This is a genomic window from Paraburkholderia aspalathi (genome assembly GCF_900116445.1).
Lineage (GTDB): Bacteria > Pseudomonadota > Gammaproteobacteria > Burkholderiales > Burkholderiaceae > Paraburkholderia > Paraburkholderia aspalathi.
Genome location: NZ_FPBH01000030.1, coordinates 105,291 through 125,600, shown reverse-complemented (window position 1 = coordinate 125,600; position 20,310 = coordinate 105,291). Strand labels below are relative to the sequence as shown.

16 protein-coding genes and 2 pseudogenes are annotated in these 20,310 nt (G+C 57.7%); 10 read left to right on the top strand and 8 right to left on the bottom strand.

All coding sequences use genetic code 11. The annotated features are described in order from the left end of the window. Window positions 1-353 precede the first annotated feature (353 nt). The gene (locus BM438_RS46765; RefSeq protein WP_279630574.1) at window positions 354-602 is read right to left on the bottom strand and encodes a hypothetical protein; all 249 of its coding nucleotides are present in this window, start codon (window positions 600-602) and stop codon (window positions 354-356) included. Window positions 603-863: 261 nt separating this feature from the next. On the opposite strand from BM438_RS46765, the gene BM438_RS34835 reads away from it, so the two are divergent. Further along, the gene (locus tag BM438_RS34835; protein WP_093644169.1) at window positions 864-2,342 is read left to right on the top strand and encodes a diguanylate cyclase domain-containing protein; all 1,479 of its coding nucleotides are present in this window, start codon (window positions 864-866) and stop codon (window positions 2,340-2,342) included. Window positions 2,343-2,671: 329 nt separating this feature from the next. Here BM438_RS34835 and BM438_RS47090 read toward each other — a convergent pair. The 6 genes and pseudogenes from BM438_RS47090 to BM438_RS34810 all read right to left on the bottom strand — a co-directional run. Further along, window positions 2,672-2,868 (bottom strand): annotated as a pseudogene (locus tag BM438_RS47090) (hypothetical protein); the annotation flags it as partial. Between the two features lie 104 nt (window positions 2,869-2,972). After that, a complete protein-coding gene (locus BM438_RS34830; RefSeq protein WP_093644167.1) occupies window positions 2,973-4,037 on the bottom strand; it encodes a threonine aldolase family protein in 1,065 nt (354 codons plus the stop codon). 156 nt (window positions 4,038-4,193) lie between these two features. After that, on the bottom strand, window positions 4,194-4,928 hold the full coding sequence (locus tag BM438_RS34825) for an amino acid ABC transporter ATP-binding protein (RefSeq protein ID WP_093644185.1): 735 nt from the start codon (window positions 4,926-4,928) through the stop codon (window positions 4,194-4,196). A 13-nt stretch (window positions 4,929-4,941) separates the two neighbouring features. After that, a complete protein-coding gene (locus tag BM438_RS34820; protein WP_093644166.1) occupies window positions 4,942-5,568 on the bottom strand; it encodes an amino acid ABC transporter permease in 627 nt (208 codons plus the stop codon). Between the two features lie 7 nt (window positions 5,569-5,575). After that, window positions 5,576-6,016, bottom strand: a complete 441-nt coding sequence (locus BM438_RS34815; RefSeq protein WP_093644164.1) for an ABC transporter permease subunit — start codon at window positions 6,014-6,016, stop codon at window positions 5,576-5,578. 75 nt (window positions 6,017-6,091) lie between these two features. Continuing rightward, window positions 6,092-6,991, bottom strand: coding sequence for an amino acid ABC transporter substrate-binding protein (locus BM438_RS34810; protein WP_244179530.1), 900 nt, complete (start codon window positions 6,989-6,991; stop codon window positions 6,092-6,094). Window positions 6,992-7,138: 147 nt separating this feature from the next. On the opposite strand from BM438_RS34810, the gene BM438_RS34805 reads away from it, so the two are divergent. Next, window positions 7,139-8,065 (top strand): LysR substrate-binding domain-containing protein, encoded by a 927-nt coding sequence (locus BM438_RS34805; RefSeq protein WP_093644162.1) that lies wholly within the window; start codon window positions 7,139-7,141, stop codon window positions 8,063-8,065. Between the two features lie 582 nt (window positions 8,066-8,647). Here BM438_RS34805 and BM438_RS34800 read toward each other — a convergent pair. Next, on the bottom strand, window positions 8,648-9,577 hold the full coding sequence (locus BM438_RS34800) for a LysR family transcriptional regulator (protein ID WP_089165707.1): 930 nt from the start codon (window positions 9,575-9,577) through the stop codon (window positions 8,648-8,650). 104 nt (window positions 9,578-9,681) lie between these two features. On the opposite strand from BM438_RS34800, the gene BM438_RS34795 reads away from it, so the two are divergent. From BM438_RS34795 to BM438_RS34755, 8 genes and pseudogenes are all read left to right on the top strand, one after another. Next, the gene (locus BM438_RS34795; RefSeq protein ID WP_061939274.1) at window positions 9,682-10,662 is read left to right on the top strand and encodes an NmrA/HSCARG family protein; all 981 of its coding nucleotides are present in this window, start codon (window positions 9,682-9,684) and stop codon (window positions 10,660-10,662) included. 453 nt (window positions 10,663-11,115) lie between these two features. After that, the gene (locus tag BM438_RS34790; RefSeq protein WP_093644160.1) at window positions 11,116-11,760 is read left to right on the top strand and encodes a hypothetical protein; all 645 of its coding nucleotides are present in this window, start codon (window positions 11,116-11,118) and stop codon (window positions 11,758-11,760) included. Then, window positions 11,757-13,760: pseudogene (locus BM438_RS34785) on the top strand (integrase). The gene BM438_RS34790 and the pseudogene BM438_RS34785 overlap by 4 nt, the downstream one beginning before the upstream one ends. 29 nt (window positions 13,761-13,789) lie before the next feature. Further along, a complete protein-coding gene (locus BM438_RS34780) occupies window positions 13,790-14,650 on the top strand; it encodes an AAA family ATPase (protein ID WP_244179529.1) in 861 nt (286 codons plus the stop codon). Between the two features lie 407 nt (window positions 14,651-15,057). Next, window positions 15,058-16,218 (top strand): tyrosine-type recombinase/integrase, encoded by a 1,161-nt coding sequence (locus BM438_RS34770; RefSeq protein WP_093644158.1) that lies wholly within the window; start codon window positions 15,058-15,060, stop codon window positions 16,216-16,218. Beyond that, window positions 16,215-17,855: a hypothetical protein gene (locus tag BM438_RS34765; RefSeq protein ID WP_143131811.1), complete on the top strand. Its 1,641-nt coding sequence runs from the start codon at window positions 16,215-16,217 to the stop codon at window positions 17,853-17,855. Before BM438_RS34770 ends, BM438_RS34765 begins: the two co-directional genes overlap by 4 nt. Continuing rightward, window positions 17,848-19,692: a tyrosine-type recombinase/integrase gene (locus BM438_RS34760; protein ID WP_093644154.1), complete on the top strand. Its 1,845-nt coding sequence runs from the start codon at window positions 17,848-17,850 to the stop codon at window positions 19,690-19,692. Before BM438_RS34765 ends, BM438_RS34760 begins: the two co-directional genes overlap by 8 nt. Continuing rightward, a complete protein-coding gene (locus tag BM438_RS34755) occupies window positions 19,646-20,113 on the top strand; it encodes a TetR family transcriptional regulator (protein ID WP_208620738.1) in 468 nt (155 codons plus the stop codon). Before BM438_RS34760 ends, BM438_RS34755 begins: the two co-directional genes overlap by 47 nt. Window positions 20,114-20,310 lie beyond the last annotated feature (197 nt).

Here is a 20,310-nt window from a genome sequence, read left to right as displayed (position 1 = left end):
TTCTGTCATGGATTGCGTCCGCAAAGTTGGGTTGCGGACGCAATCGTGAGCCTTATCAATAACGGAAGCTAGGTGTGCGAAATCGCGCGCTTACGTCCTTTCGGCCTGCTCGGCGTTCACTCGCGTTCAAGCCTGCACATTCACGCTGTCACCAATTCGTGACACGCATTCCCCGAAGGCTTCAGCCATTTCGTTATCCCCATGACTGCTCCGCTTGCTTCCGGTTGGAGCCGTTGCCGGGCGGGGCTTACACCCGCTGGAAAGCGCCACCTTTTCACTGCGCACACCCACCTCAGACGTTAAAGAACCGAGGCAACATGGCCGCTTACCGACACACGAGGGAAGCCCGGCCTTTAATGAGCAGCCCAGCCGTCTTCGCCGATTAGTGGTACGAAGCTCACTTCGCCGAGCGAGCGCTCGTGATAATCGTGTTCGCCGTGGCGGACCGGTCTGATCAATCGCTGATGGCATGGCTCGCGCCCCATGGGCATGACGATTCGACCGCCGACCGCGAGTTGCGAACCGACGGAAGACAACGTCGCCCGCGAATTCGCGGCCGGAGCTCGGTTCGCGAGCCGACTGCAAGCGCTTAAGATTGGCATATAGCGATTGGCCGCCGTATTGCCCGGGAAACAGGGCGATATCCTCATATCAAACGATCGTTCGTTTGTCGCCCGATTTTAGGGGGAGAGTGAATTTTTTGGCGCGAGTTGCCGTTATAGTGATTTGGCATCACGACAGACGACTGAGGACCATTTCGCCATTAACGGCACATTGACATATGTCGTAAGGGGCACAGGCGACGCACCAATAAATCAGCGGCATGAGAGAGCCGCGTTTGACCGGGCAACCGGGATAAGTTTATGACTCGACCACCCCACGACGCAAACAATATGAGATCCAGCCGTCGGGCGCTTATCCTCGCGCCCATGCTCGTCGTTCTCATCCTCGGCATCTTGTGGATGACAATTCTCCTGCGCCTGCAGGTTGAGAAAGCGGCGGTGATGCGCGATACGCGGGCGGCGGCACGCACACTGGCCGATGCGTTGGCAACCCATACGCTCAAGACTGTGCACGATGTCGACGAGATCGCACTGCTCGTGAAATTCGGATACGAAAGCGCGCCCCAGGCATTCGATCTTGCCCGGTACCAGGCATACGGTTTAATCAGCGCCGACACCGCGTTGCAGGTCACGATAGCGGGAGCGGAGGGCCACGTCATCGCCTCGACGCTGCCATTTTCCGGTGCGATTGATCTGAGCGATCGGGAACACTTTCGTGTTCATCGTCTGCGCGCTAACTCGGGACTCTTCATCAGCCAGCCCTTGCTAGGACGCATATCAAACAAGTGGTCCATTCAAGGCACGCGACGCATAAACCGCCGCGATGGGAGCTTCGGCGGAGTAGTGATCGTCTCCGAAAATCCGTCCTATCTGACTGACGGTTTCTACAATAGCGCTGCGCTTGGCGAGCACGGCATGATCGCCGTCCTGTCTGGTCGTGGGTTCATGCTGTCCCGTCGCGCCGGAGATGCGCCGAGCAGGATCGGAGACATGCTGCCGAACGGCTATGCCACGCTCCGCAAGACGGACACGGACGACTTCTCCGATCCCCTTGATCATGTCGAGCGCATTGTAGCAAGTCGTTATCTCGAACAATATGGTCTTACAGTGGTCGCCGGTCTGTCCGTCAACGAGGCGCTGGACGATTACGTCAAGATGCGCCGCGTGTACGTGATCATGGCATCGGCCATCTCTCTTGTGCTCGTGGCGCTGTCCACCTGGATTACTGCGTTGATCCTCAAAATGCTGAAGGGCAAAGAAAAGTTGCGGCGCCTTTCAGAGACGGATCGCCTGACGGATTTACCCAATCGCGGCAGAATCGTTGACCTGCTTGACGAGGCTATCGCCGCCCCGGGTGCAGTCGGGAAGGTAGGCGCCATCTTCGTCGATCTGGATAGATTCAAAGAACTGAACGATACTTTCGGCCACCAGTGTGGAGACGACATTCTGGTCACAGTGGCCGCGCGCCTGCAGGCCACTGTACAGGGCCGCGGCGTAGTGGGCCGCCTCGGTGGTGACGAGTTTCTCATCGTGATCAAGGCTGAGTCCGTAGCTGTCGTGGTCAAGCGAATCGCCGATGAATTGAGCGCCGCGCTTCAGATTCCCCTGAACTCACGCTGGGAAGTCGATCTCATTGGCGCAAGCCTGGGTGCTTCAGTCCTGGAAGCCGGTGACGACTCCAGCGAACTGATCCGGAAAGCCGATTTTGCGATGTACGAAGCCAAGAATCGACGGTCTTTATGGAACAGACCGGCGAAATCAAACCGCGTGGCGGGCTGATGATCTGAAGGTCTCCGACACGGATGCGCTGCTGGGTTGGACAGATGGGCCACGCTGAAATAGAAAAACACCGGGCGTGAAACGTCATATTGGACTACCACTCTGAACTGGTCGGCGCTCGCACCCGGTATTAGATGCATTCACACCAACCATCCGCGCGGCCAGCTGTCGCGTGCCACGGAAAGTGAAATCTGTGCCAGGAAAGTGAAAAACTGCTGCCACAGTTAGTGAAATAGTCCGGGCCGCCAACGCATTTCTGCGTCGACTCGGCCGTCCGCCACTGCCGCTGATCGACCCCGTATGGTCGCTCGCGTGCCCACTGAGCGGCCATCCGACACAACCAGCATATAACCGAGCCGCTGTATCAACTTGAGCTGTGTCAGAAGAACACGCGCATTGGTAGCGGCCGAAATTAGCCGAAGACGAAGCGGATCTCCACGGCAGTCGGCGTATAAACCGCGTGCAGCTCGGGCTCATTCAGGCCCGCCGGCAGCAGCGGATACGCAGTCTCGTGCGCACCGCTCATCGACCCCCCGATATCCATCCAGCGCGAGCAGGCCGAGCTACTGCAAATAACTGTTGCCTCAATGAATAAGGCAGCAGACGGCCAGCCGAACGTCGTCTTGCGATCTACAGGGTTGCTGTTGCATCGACGGATTGGCCGATCTCCGAAAAGGCGGACAACACCCGGTCGACATCTCCTTTCGCAATCCCAGGGTACGTGACTAGGCGGAGATAACGATTGCCATAGCACGTTGCGAGGATTCCACGCTGAGAAAGACCGCGCATGAGTTCTCGCAACTCGATCTTGACCGTCTTCAACCTGACCGTCACGATGTTGGTGTGCAGAAGGTCAAGATCGATAACAAGCCAGGGGTTTTCTCTCGCGAGCATTTCGCCCATTCGACGCGCTTGTTCGTTAGTGTCTGGAACCCTGTCGAGCATCGTCTTCAATGCCACCACGGCGGGCGCTGCTACTACTCCGGCGGGTCGCCAGTTCCCTCCCAACATTTGGCGAACATGTGTCGCGCGCTTGATAAAGTTCCTGTCGCCGCACAGTATGGCGCCCAACGGCGCACCAAGGGTTTTGTTCAAGCTGACAGCCACGCTGTTTGCACCTTGCACGAGGACCTGCGGTTCGCAGCCCCAGTAGGATGCCGCATTCCAGAGGCGAGCACCGTCCAAGTGCACGGCGATGCCCTGTTCGCTGCACACATCATGGATACCCTGCTGCCATTCTCTGGGCATCACTGTCCCGCCCGCTCGGTTATGTGTGTTTTCCAGGATCACTGCAGAGACCCGGTATCCTTCCTGATCACAGTCGGCGAGCGCCACCGTCACCTGACGCGGCGAAAGGTGCCCATGTTTTCCGATCAAGCGATGAACGGCAACGCTCGAGAGGCCGGACGTGGAAGCGGCTTCGTGCTCGGCGATGTGCGTCTGAGCGTCGGAGATGATGTGGTCGCCCGAACGGCAATGCACGAGGAGAGAGGCTTGATTCGCCATTGTGCACGTCGGGAAAAACAGTGCGTCTTCCATCCCTAGCATACTCGCGGCCAGCGCCTCTAGTTCGCGCACGTGTTTGTCGTCACGCGCGTTGTAACTGCAAGGGTGAAGAGCTGCCGAGACCATAGCCTCGACCATTTCTGGAGTCGGACGAGAAAGTAGGTCACTGCGAAGATCCACTACTGACATGAGTACCTCGTAACTGAACGCAATTTGCGGTGGAAGGAATCGCGCACGTGGTTGAAACTAGTGCCGCCGTCGAGCCATTTCCATGGTCATACACTGGCGCGTCGAAAAATCCGCCGCAGATCGGGAAGAATGGGACAGGAGTGACTTCGACTTCGTTCAATGCCGAATGATCTTCGACAGGAATTGGCGCGAGCGTTCACTTCGCCCAGCAGAGTCTCCAAAGAACGCATCTTTGGAGCAGTCCTCAACGATCTGTCCACGGTCCATGAAGATGACCCGGTCAGCCACCCGTTGCGCAAAACCCATCTCATGGGTAACGACCATCATCGTCATTCCGTCTCGCGCAAGATCGGTCATCACATCGAGGACCTCATTTACCATCTCTGGATCCGGTGCGGAGGTCGGTTCGTCGAAAAGCATGACGATAGGATCCATTGCCAGCGCCCTCGCAATTGCGACGCGCTGCTGCTGTCCACCGGATAGCGCACCGGGGTATTTGCTGCTGTGCGTGCCAAGTCCTACGCGTTCCAGCAGTCCCTTTGCTCTGGTGCTTGACGCCTCCGCGCTCCGCTTAAGCACCCGCGTCTGCGCAAGGCACAAGTTCTGCAGGACGGTGAGGTGGGGAAACAGCTCAAACCCCTGAAAGACCATCCCGGCTTTGGCGCGAATTCTGTGCAGGTTAGCATTTGGTTTGGTTACACTCTGCCCGTCGATGGAGATATCCCCTTTTTGCACGGGTTCAAGACCATTGACGGCCTTAATGAGAGTGGATTTTCCCGAACCAGAAGGACCGCAAACGACGACCACTTCGCCCTTGGTGACCTTTGTACTGCATTCCGTCAACACCTGAAATCCGCCATACCATTTACTGACATCGTTGATCTGGATCATTTTCAATTCACTCTTAGTGAGCATGTCGCGCTGTTTCAAAGTGCCCTACAAAACGCGGAGCGCCGAAACAGATTACGAAGTACACAGCGGCAGCAAATAAATACATGGGCACCATGGTTCCATCCCTTGATGCAATGTCAGAGATAGCGCCGAAGAAATCTGTCATCGATAAGACATACACCAGTGACGTGTCTTGAAAGAGAGTAATGACGCGCGTAAGAAGCGCTGGCGTCATGTTACGAAGCGCCTGGGGTAGCACAATCGTCTTCATGACTTGCGCATAGGTCAGCCCCAACGCCAGCCCCGCATTCAATTGGCCCTTTCCGATTGACAAAATTCCGGCCCGCATGATTTCGCAGAAGTATGCCGCTTCAAACAACGTGAACGTGATCACGGCCGAGCGGTATGCGCCTACTTGTACTGGTGTTGGCGAATTCGTAATCCACGCGCCCACGTAAGGTGCAAGGAAGTAGAACCAGAAAATCACCAGAAGAAGAGGCACCGACCGCATGCCGTTAACGTATAGCGTTGCCGGCACCGACAGCCATTTCAACGACGACATTCGGCACAAAGCCAACAGCGTACCCAGAGCCAAACCAAGAACTGCCGCTAGCACCGTTAACGTAAGTGAGAAGGTCATGCCGACTTCAAACAAATACGGAAGAGTGGTGAGAATCTCGTGGACGGGGGATACCTGAGCGCAGTGTCTCGGACACCCGCGCAGTCCCGTAGAAGCCAAGACACAAGAGCGCGGGGAAAAACTGCCCCCAAGGCTGTGGCATCTGCTTGATCGCTCCGCCCACAGCCTTGGGAAGCAGCTCCGGGAAGACGAAATACCATAAAAACATCTGGACGATCAGCGGTATATTGCGGAACAGCTCAACGTATGACGCTGCAAAAAATCTTGCCCGCCTGGACTGCACCGTCCGCATCACTCCAATAACCGACCCAAACATCAAGGCGAACAAATAGGCCAGAAGCGACAGCAATAACGTCCAGCCGGCTCCAATCAGTAAAGTTTGCAGATACGTATGAATTCCGTCGGGCGACAACTCATTAAAGCTCGCCCAACTCCACTGATAGTTCATATCTGTCTCAATATAATGTTCGAATATGAAGCCGGGTGCGCTCCCGACGCCGAATATTATTGGTACGCGGCCGGATCACCAGAATCGGAAGGATGCTCCAGAGCGTGACGCAAAAACGTCGCTCATCGGGAATTTGAGATTGATCCCGGAAGGCGGAATGGGCGACGTGAACCACTTGTCATAGAGGGCGTAAATCTGTTTCGACTTGATCAGGTCGAGTACAGCTGCGTCTACTTCGTGCTTGAATCGCGGGTCATCTTTGGGTTCAACAATCCCGTACGGAGCAGCCAGCAGCGCTTTCGTGCCGATCACATAGTCTTGTGGGTCGCCAGACGTTGCGACGAGGGCGTAAGTAAGCCCATCGTCGTTGCTCATCGCAGCAGCTCGACCAGTCTTAACGAGCAGAAAGCTTGATGCCGCATTGTCTGATGGAAGAGCCGAGATATTCAGTTTCTTTTCTGCGCTAATTTGCTGGACTACCGAAAGCGCCAAGCCGCCCGCCATACTGGTGATGGATTTACCGCTAAACGAGGCGGGGTTATTTACGTCAACCCCTGCGTCTTTGCGCGCGGTGAGCACGGTTTTCGCTACAAAAGTCGCAGGTGCAGACGAAACCAGCTTCTGCCGCTCCGCCGTATTAGTGGTGTTGCCGCATTCCAGATCGATTGTCCCATTTCTTAGAAGCGGGATACGCGTGGCAGACGTTACGGGCACATAGCGAATATTAAAAGTCGGCAAATTCAACGACGCCTTAATATGCTGGACTATGTGCTGGCAAATCTCGACAGAGTAACCGGTGGGTTTTTGCTGGTTATCGAGGTAGGCAAAAGGCAGCGAAGCGCTCGGATATCCGAGCGAAATCGTTTGCGATTCCTTGATTTTATCAAGCCGGCTTGGCGCCTCAGCATGCGCACAGCCGAAAATAACGGACCCGGCAATAATGAAGGTCGCAGAAAACAACGAGGAGGGTTTCATGTCTCTAAGATCCAGTATGTAGTTCCCGACTTGTCGCGTCGGTTAATGCCAGGAGAAACGTCACTGTTGGCCACCGTCGATGTAACTATCGACCGCCAGTAAGATAAAGTACAATACTTGTTTCGTATCAAAGAATACAGAACTGATATGATCAAACATAAGCTGGGTATCCGGCACGTCGAGGCCTTCCGAGCAGTGATGTCGTCAGGCTCGATGACTGTCGCGGCGCGTGCGCTGCATACGTCGCAGCCGCAGGTGAGCCGGCTGATCGCTCAGCTGGAAACGATCACGCAGTTCCCGTTATTCGCGCGAAACGGGAACCGCGTCAGTCCGACCGAAGATGCGATACGTTTTCATCGCGAGGTTGAGAAGACATTTGCTGGCATCGCTGAGCTGGAGTCGGTGGCGGCCGACATTCGCTCGTTTAGCGGAGCGCAACTTCGGGTGGCGTCGACGGCTCGTCTGGCCGGGGACCTCGTCGTTAAAATCGTGACGCAGTTCCTTGCCGTTCATCCGGAAGTGTTGGTGTCGATTCACTCGGGGAATGCATCGGACGTGAACGACTGGATCCGCACCGGGGTCTGCGACGTTGGACTGGTTCTTCTTGCGGGCGCCACACCAGGAATTAACGCCGAGCACATCTCCACGTTGCGGTATGTGGCCGTGTTGCCGAAGGGACATTTCCTGGCGGATCTGAAGGAAGTGACGCCTGAACATCTCGGTGGCATACCCTTCATATCGCCCACAGCGGAGAGCCTGTTCCGATCACCTATCGAAGAAGTGTTTGTGGACAAGAAGCCACCGAGAATCGTGGCGAAAGCCAGTCTTGGGTCCTCAGTTTGCGCGCTGGTGCGCGCCGGGTTGGGCGTAAGTCTCGTGAACGAACTGGCCGCTCGCGACGAGTACAAGTCCGGTGGCATCGAGATCAGGCCTTTCAGCGGCGATATCCCGATTACGGTCTCGCTCCTGTATCGCCCTTTCCTTGCGCAGCCTAGACTCGTAGAGTCTTTTTCGAAGATTGCGAAACCAGTGATCGAAAGTGAAATTGCTTCGATAAAACGGGCCATCGGTTGAATCTCCTCGTTACGGCGGCTCGGACAGCGGGCCCGCGGAGAGATGTGAACGTGAACGAACGTCGAATTCATGAGTTGTGCACCCCATATACCTTCCGACGCGCGCTGGCGCACCACGCGATGGTCATCGGGTGCCGTCGCGGACAGCCGACGAGAAGCCACTGGCTTGCGACCGCCTGTCGACTGAGAGCGTGCCGAAGGAACACAACGTTTTTTCACTTACTGCGGCAGTGCGCGAGGGATATTTCACTTTCCTTGGCACGTGCTGGCCGCTCGGTGCACTCGTTCTGAAAAAGCGCTTTAAATTCAACGACGCATTTTTCACTAGTGGTGGCAGCCGACAGTCGCGTGCCACGGAAAGTGAAAACTGTGCCAGGTAAGTGAAAAACTGCTGCCACAGTTAGTGAAATAATCCGGGTGGCCAACCCTTTTCTGCGCGGACTCGGCCGTCCGCCACTGTCGCTGATCGACCCATATTCGCCATTCGGATTCCCAGATTGGTCACCGGGAAGCGGTCGTTCAAAGGGGCGGTCTGGCTTCGACTTAGTCGTTGCACCGCGCGCTGCCGCCCGGGACTACCGGTCTATCGTCGCGTTATCTTCGCGGGTTCGCCCCAGCTGGCGACCAGTGCCCTCAGCGACTCGCGCACCCAGCGCTGGGAGGCATGTCCGTGGCTTCGCTCATGCCAAAGCATGCTCACCTCGAAGCTCGGCACGGGAATAGGGCAGTCAACGATCATCAACGCGTCGACCCGATCGCGCACGAGTCGTTGCGGTACTAGAGCGACGAGGTCGGAGCGGGCCACGATGTCAGGCACAACCAGGAACGAGGCCGCGGACAGCACCACGTTGCGCTGGAGACCTAGGCTCGCCAACATATCATCCACGGGCGTGGAGAAATCGCCGCCGCGCAGCGACACGATGATGTGCTCCAGCTGTGCAAATTGTGCCGCCGTGAGCTTGCGGCGCAGACGCGGGTGGCCGAGACGGCCTATCAGCACGTAGCGCTCGTCGAACAGGTGACGGCTGCGCAGGTTGGTCGGGGCGTCGCGGGGCGTCATCAACGCGAGGTCTACCTCCCCGCGGGCCATCTGCGCTGCTAGTTGCGGCATGTCCAGGAAACGCACCGCAACCCTCACGCCGGGCGCTTGTTGGCGCAACTGCAATACCAGCGGCTGCACCAATGCAGCCTCCAGATAGTCCGTGCAGGCGATAGCCACAGTCAGGCGGGCCTGCGCAGGATCGAAGTGCACATGACGGCCCACCGTGGCGCGCACTTGGTCTAAAGCATCACGTAGAGGCGCCAGAAGTTCATCGGCCTTTGCTGTGGAAGTCATGCCACGCTGCGCCGGAATCAGCAACGGATCGTCGAACAGATCGCGCAGGCGCGCGAGCTGTGCGCTCACTGCCGGTTGGCTCAGATGCAAGCGGCGCGCGGCGCGCGTCACGTTCTGCTCTGCCAGCAAGGTTTCTAGGGTGACAAGTAAATTCAGGTCCAACCGGTTGGTATCCATAGCATGGATAGTAGACCAGAAGACCGACGATTTCACTCCGTGCGAGGTTCTGCCCACACTGCACATGTCGGCGCGCGTGTTGCGTGCCTGTCCGGAGAAATCGCATGTCCCATTTATCATCAATGCCTCTGATTACCGTAGCTGGTGCCTCCAGCAAGCAAGGCCGCAGCGTGGCCAGCACGCTGCTGGATAGCGGTCGCTATCGAGTGCGCGCTTTGGCGCGAAGCGTCGATAGCGAACCGATGCGCGAACTGGCCCGGCGCGGCGCCGAGGTCGTCGTCGCACCGCTGGAAGCGGGGCGCAAAGCGCAGTTTGCCGCGGCTTTGCGAGGCTCGCACGGCGCTTTTTTGATGACGCCGCCAATTGCGCCCGTACCGCCGCCGGGCCGTCCCGAATTAGCGCTGGGCATGGAGCTGGCTGACGCGGCGCTCGCCGCGGGCGTGGAGCATGTCGTCTGGAGTAGTCTCGAAAATGTCGACGATCGCACTGGCGGCACTCTGTGGGCGCCACACTTCACCGAGAAGGCCCTAGTGGAAGCCTACCTGCGCACACTGCCGCTTCACAGTTCATTCATCCAACTTGCCTTTTTCTACAGCAACTTTCTTGAGCACTATCTGCCCCGCCCCCAAACTGACGGCGGCTTGAGTTTCCCGGTTTACCTACCGCCCGACACGCCCGTGCCGTTCGTTGATCCGCTGACCGCGACCGGTCCGGCGGTGATGGCGCACTTCGACAATCCGGAGTCGTATTCCGGCCGAACATTACCTGTCATCGGTGAGGTACTGACTGCGCGCGAACTTGTGGAAACTTTCGTGCGCGTTTCGGGGGTGCGTGCGCACTACACGTCTGCATACACACGCGAGGATTTGCTAAAGAACTTCCCCGCATTCGGTGCCGACGAGTGGCTGGTACGCGAGCTCGTGGGAATGGTTACCTACGCGGTCGAATACGGGTACTACGCACCCGACCGGGACCTGGCATGGAGCCGACGAAATGATCCGACCGCACTGACCTGGGAAGACTTTCTTCGACGAAGTGGTTGGCGGGGAGAGCATATGAGCTTCGGTGTTGCAATCGGCACATAGAAGCTACGTCCGCCCAAAGCGGCCATACGCGACGGACGGCTCATGGCCGGTCCTTGCCCGTCGCTGACCGCCGACAAGCAGGCCACTGGCTTGTTACCGGCTATCGACTGCAAGCGCGCCGATGAGAACACAACGGTTTTTTTCACTTACTGCGGCAGTGCGCCGCGGATATTTCACTTTCCTTGGCACGTGCTGGTCGCTCGGTGCCACTCTTCCTGAAAAATCGCCTTAAATTCAACGACGCATTTTTCATTAATGGTGACACCCGACACCAGCCGTAGACCGAAGGAAATCTGTCAACCCTGTGCATAGCACCGGCGGGGCAATCCGTGTTCAGGTTGACATTTTTACGTACGTACCAAGCGGAGCAAAAGTGTCAATTCGCATATGTACGTATTAAATTCGTCAATTCGCCTCCTACACTTCGAATCCCGTCTTGAAGGCGTGGATCTCATGGAATTGTCCTTGCCGCTGGTCAAGCCCATCGCGCTCGTGCGACCACGAGGCGCGCATCGGTTCGAAGCATTCAGCGCCAAGCTGCAGCGCCGGGTTACGTTCTGTCGACATTCCCTGCTTGAGTTGTGGGTGCTGTTAGAGACGGATCCGGCGGTGGTCGCTTTCTGCGAGCGTCCCGGTTACATACAGATGGAAGGGCGCCTACGGCTCGCGGATTTTCTGGTTCGTTACGTTGACCATGATGAATTTGCAGTCCTAACAGTCTGTGATGCTGACAGTAGCGTGCGCGAGGCGATGAGTTCCCAACGTTCAATCGATGGCAACGCGCTAGCCATCCGTCGAGTCGGCCCGGCTGAGCTTGCCGCCGGACGGGTCTGGATTGAGAACTGGCAGCGCATGTTGCCCTATGTTGTCGCCAACCATGGCCTTATCTCACCGACGCTGTCGGAGGCGATCGTGCGGTTCGTTGCTGTGCCTCAGAGACTACTTGCCATCGAGCGTGAGTTTGCGACCGGCGATCCGGTTCTGTGCCGTGCGGCGTTGTTTGGCTTGTTGTACAGCGGGCGAGTCAAGGCACCGGAGCTTCACACCCAGCCATTGTCTCTGTTGTCGTCATTTGTAGAGGCGGAGGCAGGATCATGAACCACTGGAAGACCGAGTTGCAGGCGATCGACGTGAGCGTCTGGCCGACCGTTGCGCATACAGAACTCGACGAGGTCGCGCGGCGAGTTTTCGAAAAACGCAGGCAGGCCGTGGTGCGCTATGCCGCCGGAGAGTTGGTCAAATCGATCGAGCTATCAACAGGGGTGAACCGTCGTCAGCTGTACCGCTTGCTTGAACGCGCTACGTTGCCGCACCCGGATGGAAGACCGTATGGTTTCCGCGCTCTCGTGCGTTACACGCGCATCGCGGAATATACGCGGGTAAGAGCCGTGGAGACCGGTCGCAATTGCGGTGGCTCTGGGGCAGCAGGAGCGCTATCGCTCCTGTTCGAGCAATACCCGGCCCTGACAGGCTGGCTGCTGCTGAAGCTCAGGCAACGCAAGGTACTGCTAGTAAAGATACATACGGACTCGGGGCTGCGAACCCGTCTAAGCGGTTTGCAAGCGTTGCACGATGAATTTCTCCGCCAATGTCGCACGGTCGGACTGACTGTCGGCGATTACCCATTCAACACCTCAGACAACGCGATCCGTTCCCTGTCGCGACGCGTGAAGGTGGAGTTGTTGCGTCGCTTTGACACAGCAGCGCGGTCGGCAGGCGCTTCGCATCTCAAGGGCTTGCCACGCCCGACCGACGCGGGTGTCCCCGCAGCGAGCCGCCCGTATCAGGTGGTCGAATTTGACGGCCACCGGCTCGATATCCGACTTAAGGTGGTCACGCGTGACCCGCTTGGCTTTGAGCATGAGTTCGAGATAGACAGGGCGTGGCTCCTTGTCATCATCGATGTCTGCACACGGGCAGTGCTCGGATATCACATTGCACTTGGGAAAGAATACAGCCGTTACGACGTCATCAAGACGATCGAGAAGGCTCTGGAGCCACATCGTGAGCGAAGTTTCACCATCGCGGGCCTGACATACGGGCCGCAGAACGGCTTTCCGTCGCAACGGCTACCGGAGCTGGCGTATGCCACCTGGGAATGGATGAAGCTCGACAACGGGAGGGCTAACCTCGCGAACGAGACGTTGACCGCGTTGTGTGAGTTTATCGGGTGTCTTGTTGACGCCGGACCAAAATACAGCCCGGACGAACGGCCTTACATCGAACGGTTCTTCGGCACGATCGCAAGTCGGCTGTCTTCCCGCCTGCCAGGCTACACAGGGTCCCACCCACGCGATCTGCGCAGAGCGCTGAGTGACTCCAAGGGTAACCTGCGGTTGTATGTCTCGTTCGACGAGCTTGAAGAGTTGGTCGAATATGCCATCGCGAGTTACAACGGTACGCCACACGGCGGCCTGAACAACGTCACGCCTCTCGAAGCGATCGGGTATTTCGTGCGCGGCAAGCAGACGCTGGTAACGTGACTGGCCGAGCATCACCGTCGCACCCTTTGCCTGATGCAGTCGGCGCGGCGGTGTCGCGTTCGGGCGTATCTCGACCAGGGCGTGCGTCCTCACATCAATCTGCATGGTGCCCGCTACACCAACCGCGTGCTCGCGACAAGCACGCACCTCATCGGCCAGCAGTTGCTCGTCTATATGAACACGGACGATCTGCGCTGCGTCCGGGCATTTCTGTCCGATGGCGCTGAACTGGGCGTGCTTGACGTGCAAGGGTCATGGCGTCTGATTCCGCACAACCTCAAGCTACGCCAGCAAATCCTGAAGCAGGCAGGCGAACGGCGTCAACGTGGAGCGGGCGCGCCAGATCCGATCGAAGCCTACGTTAAGGAGAAGCTGGCAGGTGCAAAGACAGCGCGGAAGGCGGCGACAGAACTTGCCAACGTCAACCGATTGATTGGGTCGGCGTCGACTGCGAAAACTCCACCGGGCCCGGCGCGCCAGCCTGAAACAGTAGTCGCCCCTGCGCTGGAAGCCACGGCGACATCTGCCGCCCCGACCGACGGTGTCGTTGATCGTGCACAAGGCACCGCGGCCCGACCCCGCAAACTGTCAATCGGCACCGGTCAGGTATTTTAGTTCTGGACTTTGCTTTTGGGAGGTGAGTCATGTCGCTTCAGATACCGCGCCCGATCGACCCGTCGCTGCACCCGCTCGTGACTGGCAATTACCGTATCGCCACGCCCGCCATTGAGGCCTTCTATGAGCTGGTCATCCGCTGTCTGCGCTACCGGATCATGGGCGCTCTGATCTACGGCCCGTCCCGCATCGGCAAAACGCGCGCGATTGAATACGTTCGCCTGCTGTTAGCGCAGAACCATCCAAAGATGACGAGCTACCACGCGCAATGCGAGCATAAACCGCGGCACGCAGAAGGGCCGTTCTTTGCAAACCTGCTTGAGGCCGTCGGCGACCCGGATCCCAACGCAGGTACAAATCCATCAAAACGCATGCGCTTGTCGCTGAGGATACGGGAGGCAGCGGCGCGCGCTGGCAGCGGAACGGTGCTCCTGTTCTGCGACGAGGCCCAGCGCTACAACGAAAACGAGTACGAGTGGTTGCGGGATGTTCACGACGCGCTCGACCGGCAGCAGATCAAACTGTTCACGTTCCTCGTCGGCCAGCAGGAACTCCTCGCGCAGAAAACCGGGCTGCAGATCGCAGCCGAAACCCAGATCGTTGCGCGCCTGATGGTCGAGGAGCTGTCATTCCACGGTATCCGCAACGCCGGGGATGTCGCGACGTGCCTGAACGGCTACGACCAGACCGCGTACCCTGAAGCAAGCGAGTGGAGCTTCACAAGGTTCTATATTCCACAGGCGTTCGACGCCGGGTATCGTCTTGTCAGTGATGCCGACACGCTTTGGCGGACGTTCGAAGCGGCGCACCACAAGGCAAGTCTGCCTGGGCGCCTGGAGATTCCGATGATCAGGATAGTTAATTATGTTAGTGACAAAAGCCTTGTTTGATCTATGCTTATTTCGAAGGGCACGGCTGTTGCTGTTGAGTAGCAAAGTCTGTTTTACAGACGAGTAGCGGGGTTGGGTTTTCGGGGAGCGGGAGGGAAAGAATGGTTCCGGCGCGTGGGCAAGTCGATGCTGTTGAACTGGATAAATACCGGTCTGTTGACTGCGAGGTGTTGCTTCCCCTTCTGGTCGATTACGTCAAAAGCGGACGCGAGCTTCATTCCAATGCGTGACAGTCACACGCACCGTTGGCACCTACGTGTTGGCGATAGAGAATTTGAACTCCTAACCAGCGGACCAAAATGGTTCGACACACGACTCAAGCTGGGTGGTGGCGGCGGTATCGATCTTGCCATGCACTTATTGGCACTGGACTTCAGGCAGGCCGTCACAAAGCTTAGGCAAGTGCTATGAGATATCTCCTAGCAAACGAGAAGTTAGTCGTCGCAGGGCGGGTCTGGAAGGGCTTTCCGCTGCTGCTCAATACGGGCGGCCACCCGATGGAACCCGCGCAGTCATTTCTCTGGGACTTGATCGCATCAAATGGCAGAGTGAGCAGTCCGAAGTCGTGGGAGGCGTATGGCTGGGCGCTGTATGACTTCTTTGCCTTTGTTCTTGCCAACGGTCTGGACTGGCGGCAGCACGACTCGCCCGGCATGCCGAGTGCACTTGAAGCGTATCGGGACTGGTCGAAGGGTACGGTGGGGCTGGCGAATACGACCATCAACAATCGGCTGCGTGTCATTGTCCGCTTTTATCAATGGGCCGTGAAGAAAGGACTCATCGACCGTCCGCCCTTTAATCTGGTCTCAATCCAGACCAGTCGGCAGCCGGGTTTCCTGGCACACGTGGATGCCACGAGCGGCAAGGTGGAGTCGCCAAGCATCCTGCTTAAACAGCAAGTGCAGTCCATCAAAATCCTCACCAAGGAACAGGTCAAGGTTTGCTATGAGGCCCTGCCGAACCTTACTCACCGGCTCATGTTCTCGCTGATGCTTCGTACGGGCTTGCGCCAGATTGAATGTCGGACCTGGCCGGAGAATCCGGCGTACGTATTCGATCCCAGCCGCCGGAGAGATCTCCGCTCGAACCAAAAAATTCGGCTGAGTCTTGATCCGCGCGACATGGAAATTAAGAACGGCAAACCTCGCAGCATCGATATGCCCTATGAACTGATGGAGGAATTGGACACCTACAGTGTTCGCCACCGCCAGATGCGCGAGAGGAATCATCGCAATGGCGGGAAATTTCCCATCCTGTTTCTCACCGAGCACGGCGCGCCCTACACCAAAGGCGCCTTGATCGCCATTTTCGCGGCGCTTTCCAGGCGAGTGGGATTCCATGTGACCGCACACATGTTGCGACACACCTATGCCACGTTTTTGCTTTGGAGCCTGCGCAAGAGCGAGACCTTCGAAGGAGAACCGCTCTTGTACGTGCGCGACCGGATGGGTCATGCCGATGTCACTACCACGGCTATCTACTTGCATCTCATCAACTCGCTGGAGGGCCACCTTGTGCTGGCCCACGAGGACGAGATTGATCAACTGTTCGCGGGAGCGGGACCGTGAAAACAAGCCGCAAAAGCCACGCTGCGGCTCCTCTCCGGGTATCAATCACCTCCATCGGCGTGGAGAACGGCGGTGCCACCGTCACGCTGCCGGCCAGAGGGAATGCCACGTCACATCGCACACTCGACCTATCTGCCTACCTTGGCCGCGGCATCGACGCCTGGGTGTGGGCGTGTACCACACAGTTGCGGGCATTCCTCGCAGGCGGCGGCGCCACCCCGGCAACGGTGCGCGGCTACTGGAGCAATGGATTTGTCCATTTCTGTGACTTCCTGATCGCCGTCGGGGTGCCATGTCAGCCGGGGACGTTGGAGCGAAAGCATATCTCTGCATTTATCGCATGGCTTAAGGGCCACGCGGACTGGGCCTACACCTCGCAAAGAAGTTTTTATGCCAGGACCAAACCCATACTCATCGGTCTTCAGCATCGCCGCGTAGTGCGAGACGGCAGGGATCTGTTTCCAGCCAATCCATTTCCGCACAGCAATGCGCGATACAAGGGAGCGACACCACTATCGACCGGAGAACGCACCCGACTGGTCATGGCACTGCGCGACGACATCATCGCCATTCACAAGCAGCAGTTCGACGGACTGGCCTCGGCGGCGTTGGTTGTGTACCTGCTAGCATTGGCTGTCCGTACCGGCGCCAACACCACGCCGCTCCTGGGAATGAAGCGGGATTGCCTAAAGCCGCACCCGTTTATGCCTAACATGATGCTGCTGGAGACCTTCAAGCGGCGCGGGAATGCAACGCAGCTCAAGAGCCTGCGTTTCTCCAAGGAGGAAGACCGCCCGCTACCGGTTGCGATGGACGGCGTCGCCCTCGTGCGGAAAGTATTGGCGATGACCCAACCTCTCACCGATTCTGCACCAGATGACCTCAAAGATTTCGCTTGGCTGTTTGTCCGTGAAGGGAATAGCGACAAATCGCGCCAGCTTACCCGGATGAGCAGTTGTACGCTTGGGCGCGGCATTCAATCCTTGATCGATCGACATCAACTCAAGGCGGACGATGGCGCGCGCCTACAGATCAATACATCGCGTCTACGCAAGACGATGGAAAACCGCCTATGGCAACTCAGTGGCGGCGACATCATCGCCACCGCAGCGTTGATGGGCCACACACCACAGGTTGCGGACAATCATTACCTCGCCTGCACGAACTCGATGCGCGAGGATGCTACCTTCGTCGGGGAGGCGCTGCCGGACATCTACCGCAACGCCGAGCAGAGCGGTGGCAACGGCAAGGTAATCCCCATCGCACCGATCACAACGACACGCGTGGGTGGGTGCAAAGACCCATATTACGGCGACAAAGCCCCGCGGGACGGCACACCCTGCGACGACTTCTTTGCCTGTTTTTCCTGTCGCAGCTATGCCATCGTCGGTGCGCCAGACGACCTGCATCGACTATTCAGTTTCTATTGGTTTCTTGAAAGAGAGAAAAGTCACGCCCGTAGCGACGACTGGCGCACGCAATTTCATCACACGATGCACCTGATCGACGCCTTCACCGTGGACAAGTTTGATTTGGCGTTGGTTCAAGCCGCCAAAGAGCGCGCCCGCGTCGATCCGCATGTCTTTTGGAAATCGTATGTGATCGAGCCAACCTTGACGGAGCTTGAGCGTGGCTAAAGCCCGCAAGTGCGCGGTTGCCAAACCGCACCTCGAGGACGCTGCCGTGCAGGCACTGACCAAAGCCTACGGGCTGTTGGTTGAGCAGCCCCTAAGTGTCGCCGGGCTTGACGAGTTGACCCGCAGCGATGTCGTCATCTCGGCCGTCAGCGACGGTGGCCAAGAGCGAGTGCTTTCCCGCTACGGCGATTTGGTGTGGGAAATGTGGCCCTTCGTGACTACACCGAATGCTCACGAAAGCAACAAGCGCCTGAACTGGTCGCGCATCCCTGAACCGTTCCGCGAGGCGAGCAAAGCGATCGTGTTTCGATACTGGCGGGTGGGAACCGAGGGCAGCACTCCGCCCGGCGTGGCGAGCCTGAAACATTTCGTGGGTCATCTCGCCATCTTCTTCCGATATCTGGAAACAGTGGGTGTCGCCTCGTTGGCTGACGTCCGTCCGATCCACATTACCAACTACGTTCACGCCCAGAAGAACAGTGACAATGTAAGGGGTGCTTTAGCCAATAAATTCGGCGCCCTGGAAAGGCTCTACGCATTCCGCGACCAACATCCCGAGGTGTTGGGTTTCCATCCATGGCCCAATTCGTCCGCTGGCGAGATGGCAGGACGCGTCGGGCAGGCAAGGAAGGATGGCGAAAAGGACAGCAAGACGCCCTTGATTCCGGCTGCGGTGGCACAAGCCCTCTTCATTCATGCAGAAAACATTCTGAAGAACTCCCGCGGAATTTTAGACGAGCGGGATGCCGGCAGGCGCTCTGCGTGGCAGGATGCGGAGGTTACCGCTATCCGCAACGCGTGCTTCTACCTTCTCGGCGTGCTGACCGGTATGCGAAGTTCTGAATTGTCTGGGATCGAAGTTGGTGCCGGGCGTACCGAGATCAAGAACGGCTACACCTTTCATTGGATCAAGTCGTTCGAATACAAGACCAAGAAAGGTGACGTCGAATTTCTGATGCCGAGCATGGGCCACGATATTCTGCGTGTACTCGAACGCTGGTCCGAACCGCATCGAATGAGGCTTGCCGAGCGGTTACGGGAGTGGGAAGCGAATCGAGGGGAAAGGGCGCACAAGCATCTGCAACAGATCGCCGTCGCCCGCGCCAATCTCAGCAAGCTGTTTCTTGGGAAGAGCCGTTGCGGCATCGTGCCTGTGTCCGGCACGGGTTGGGGTGATGTGCTTCGGAAGTTTGCCGAGGACGCCGGGGTGGACTGGGCTCTGGCGCCGCACCAGATGCGGCGGCTATATGCCTATACCTTCGCGCGGCATCGGCTGGGCGGGCTGCTGTTCCTCAAGGAGCAGTTCAAGCACTCGTCGATCAACATGACTCAGCTATACGCGGCCAACCCGCACCAGGACGCCGCCCTATATGACGAAATTCTGGAGGAAACGCGGCAGCACAAAATCCAGACCATCACCGGATGGTTGGAGGGCGAAGAATTGTTGGCCGGGGGGGCTGGCAAGAAAATTATGGCCTTGCGTGCGCAAGACTTTCCAGATCGGAAGGCGATGATCGAGGAAACATCCGACCGTATCACCATTCGCAGCACGAGTCATGCGTGGTGCCTAGCCCAGGATGCGGGCTGCGGCGGCTCCGGCATCTACGAGAAGGGGCGCTGCGGAAGCTGCCACCACGGTGTTATTGATGACCATTTCAAGCCCTTCTGGCAGGAGACCTATCGGCACCAAAGGGAACTTCTCGAAGAGGCCAGAAAATTCGGTCCTGGCGACGTTAAACGGGCGAGGCGCGATCTAGAAGAAGCGGCACGCGTGCTCAAGGACTTGGGCGTTGAACTACCGGGAGAAGAGCCACGTGATAGCGAAGCGAACGCCTAGCATCGCGGCGGCGCCCGAAGCGATCAAACCGCCCCGCCAGCGTGATCGCGTTCGAACGCTGACCGAGTTGCAACTGGCCCTGAGTCGTCTACAGCGCGCCTGCAAGAAAGTGTCGATTGCGGCCGTCGCCAAAGAAGCCAAAGTGACCCCAGCCCTGATCCATAACACCTATCCCGACTTCGCCGAACAGGTCCGCGCTCTGGTTAATAAATCCACACGAGCACAGCGCGACGACAAGCACCAGGAATTGCAGTTACAACGGGCGGCGACCACCCGGCTCTACCAGTTGATCGCCAATCAAAATAAGGAGATTGTTGACCTGGCATCCGTCAATGAAGCGCTCAGAGCGGAAATCCAGATACTCAAAGGGATTGTCGAGGGCAAGGTGTTGACCGCTCCGTTCGGGCGAAAGAACGAGTAAATATTGTCGTGAGCGGGGTTGAAAGGTGCGCAAAAATTGTTAGCCGAAACTTATCCCGTAAATTCACGCACTTACGCTTAACTAACTGTTAGTACGTTTCTGTTCCGTTGGAATCGTTTGCGCGGGCCGTCGAGATCGTGCTCAAGGATAGCGAACTCAGGGATGCTCCGGGGTATTGTCCGGACGCCTCGTTATGG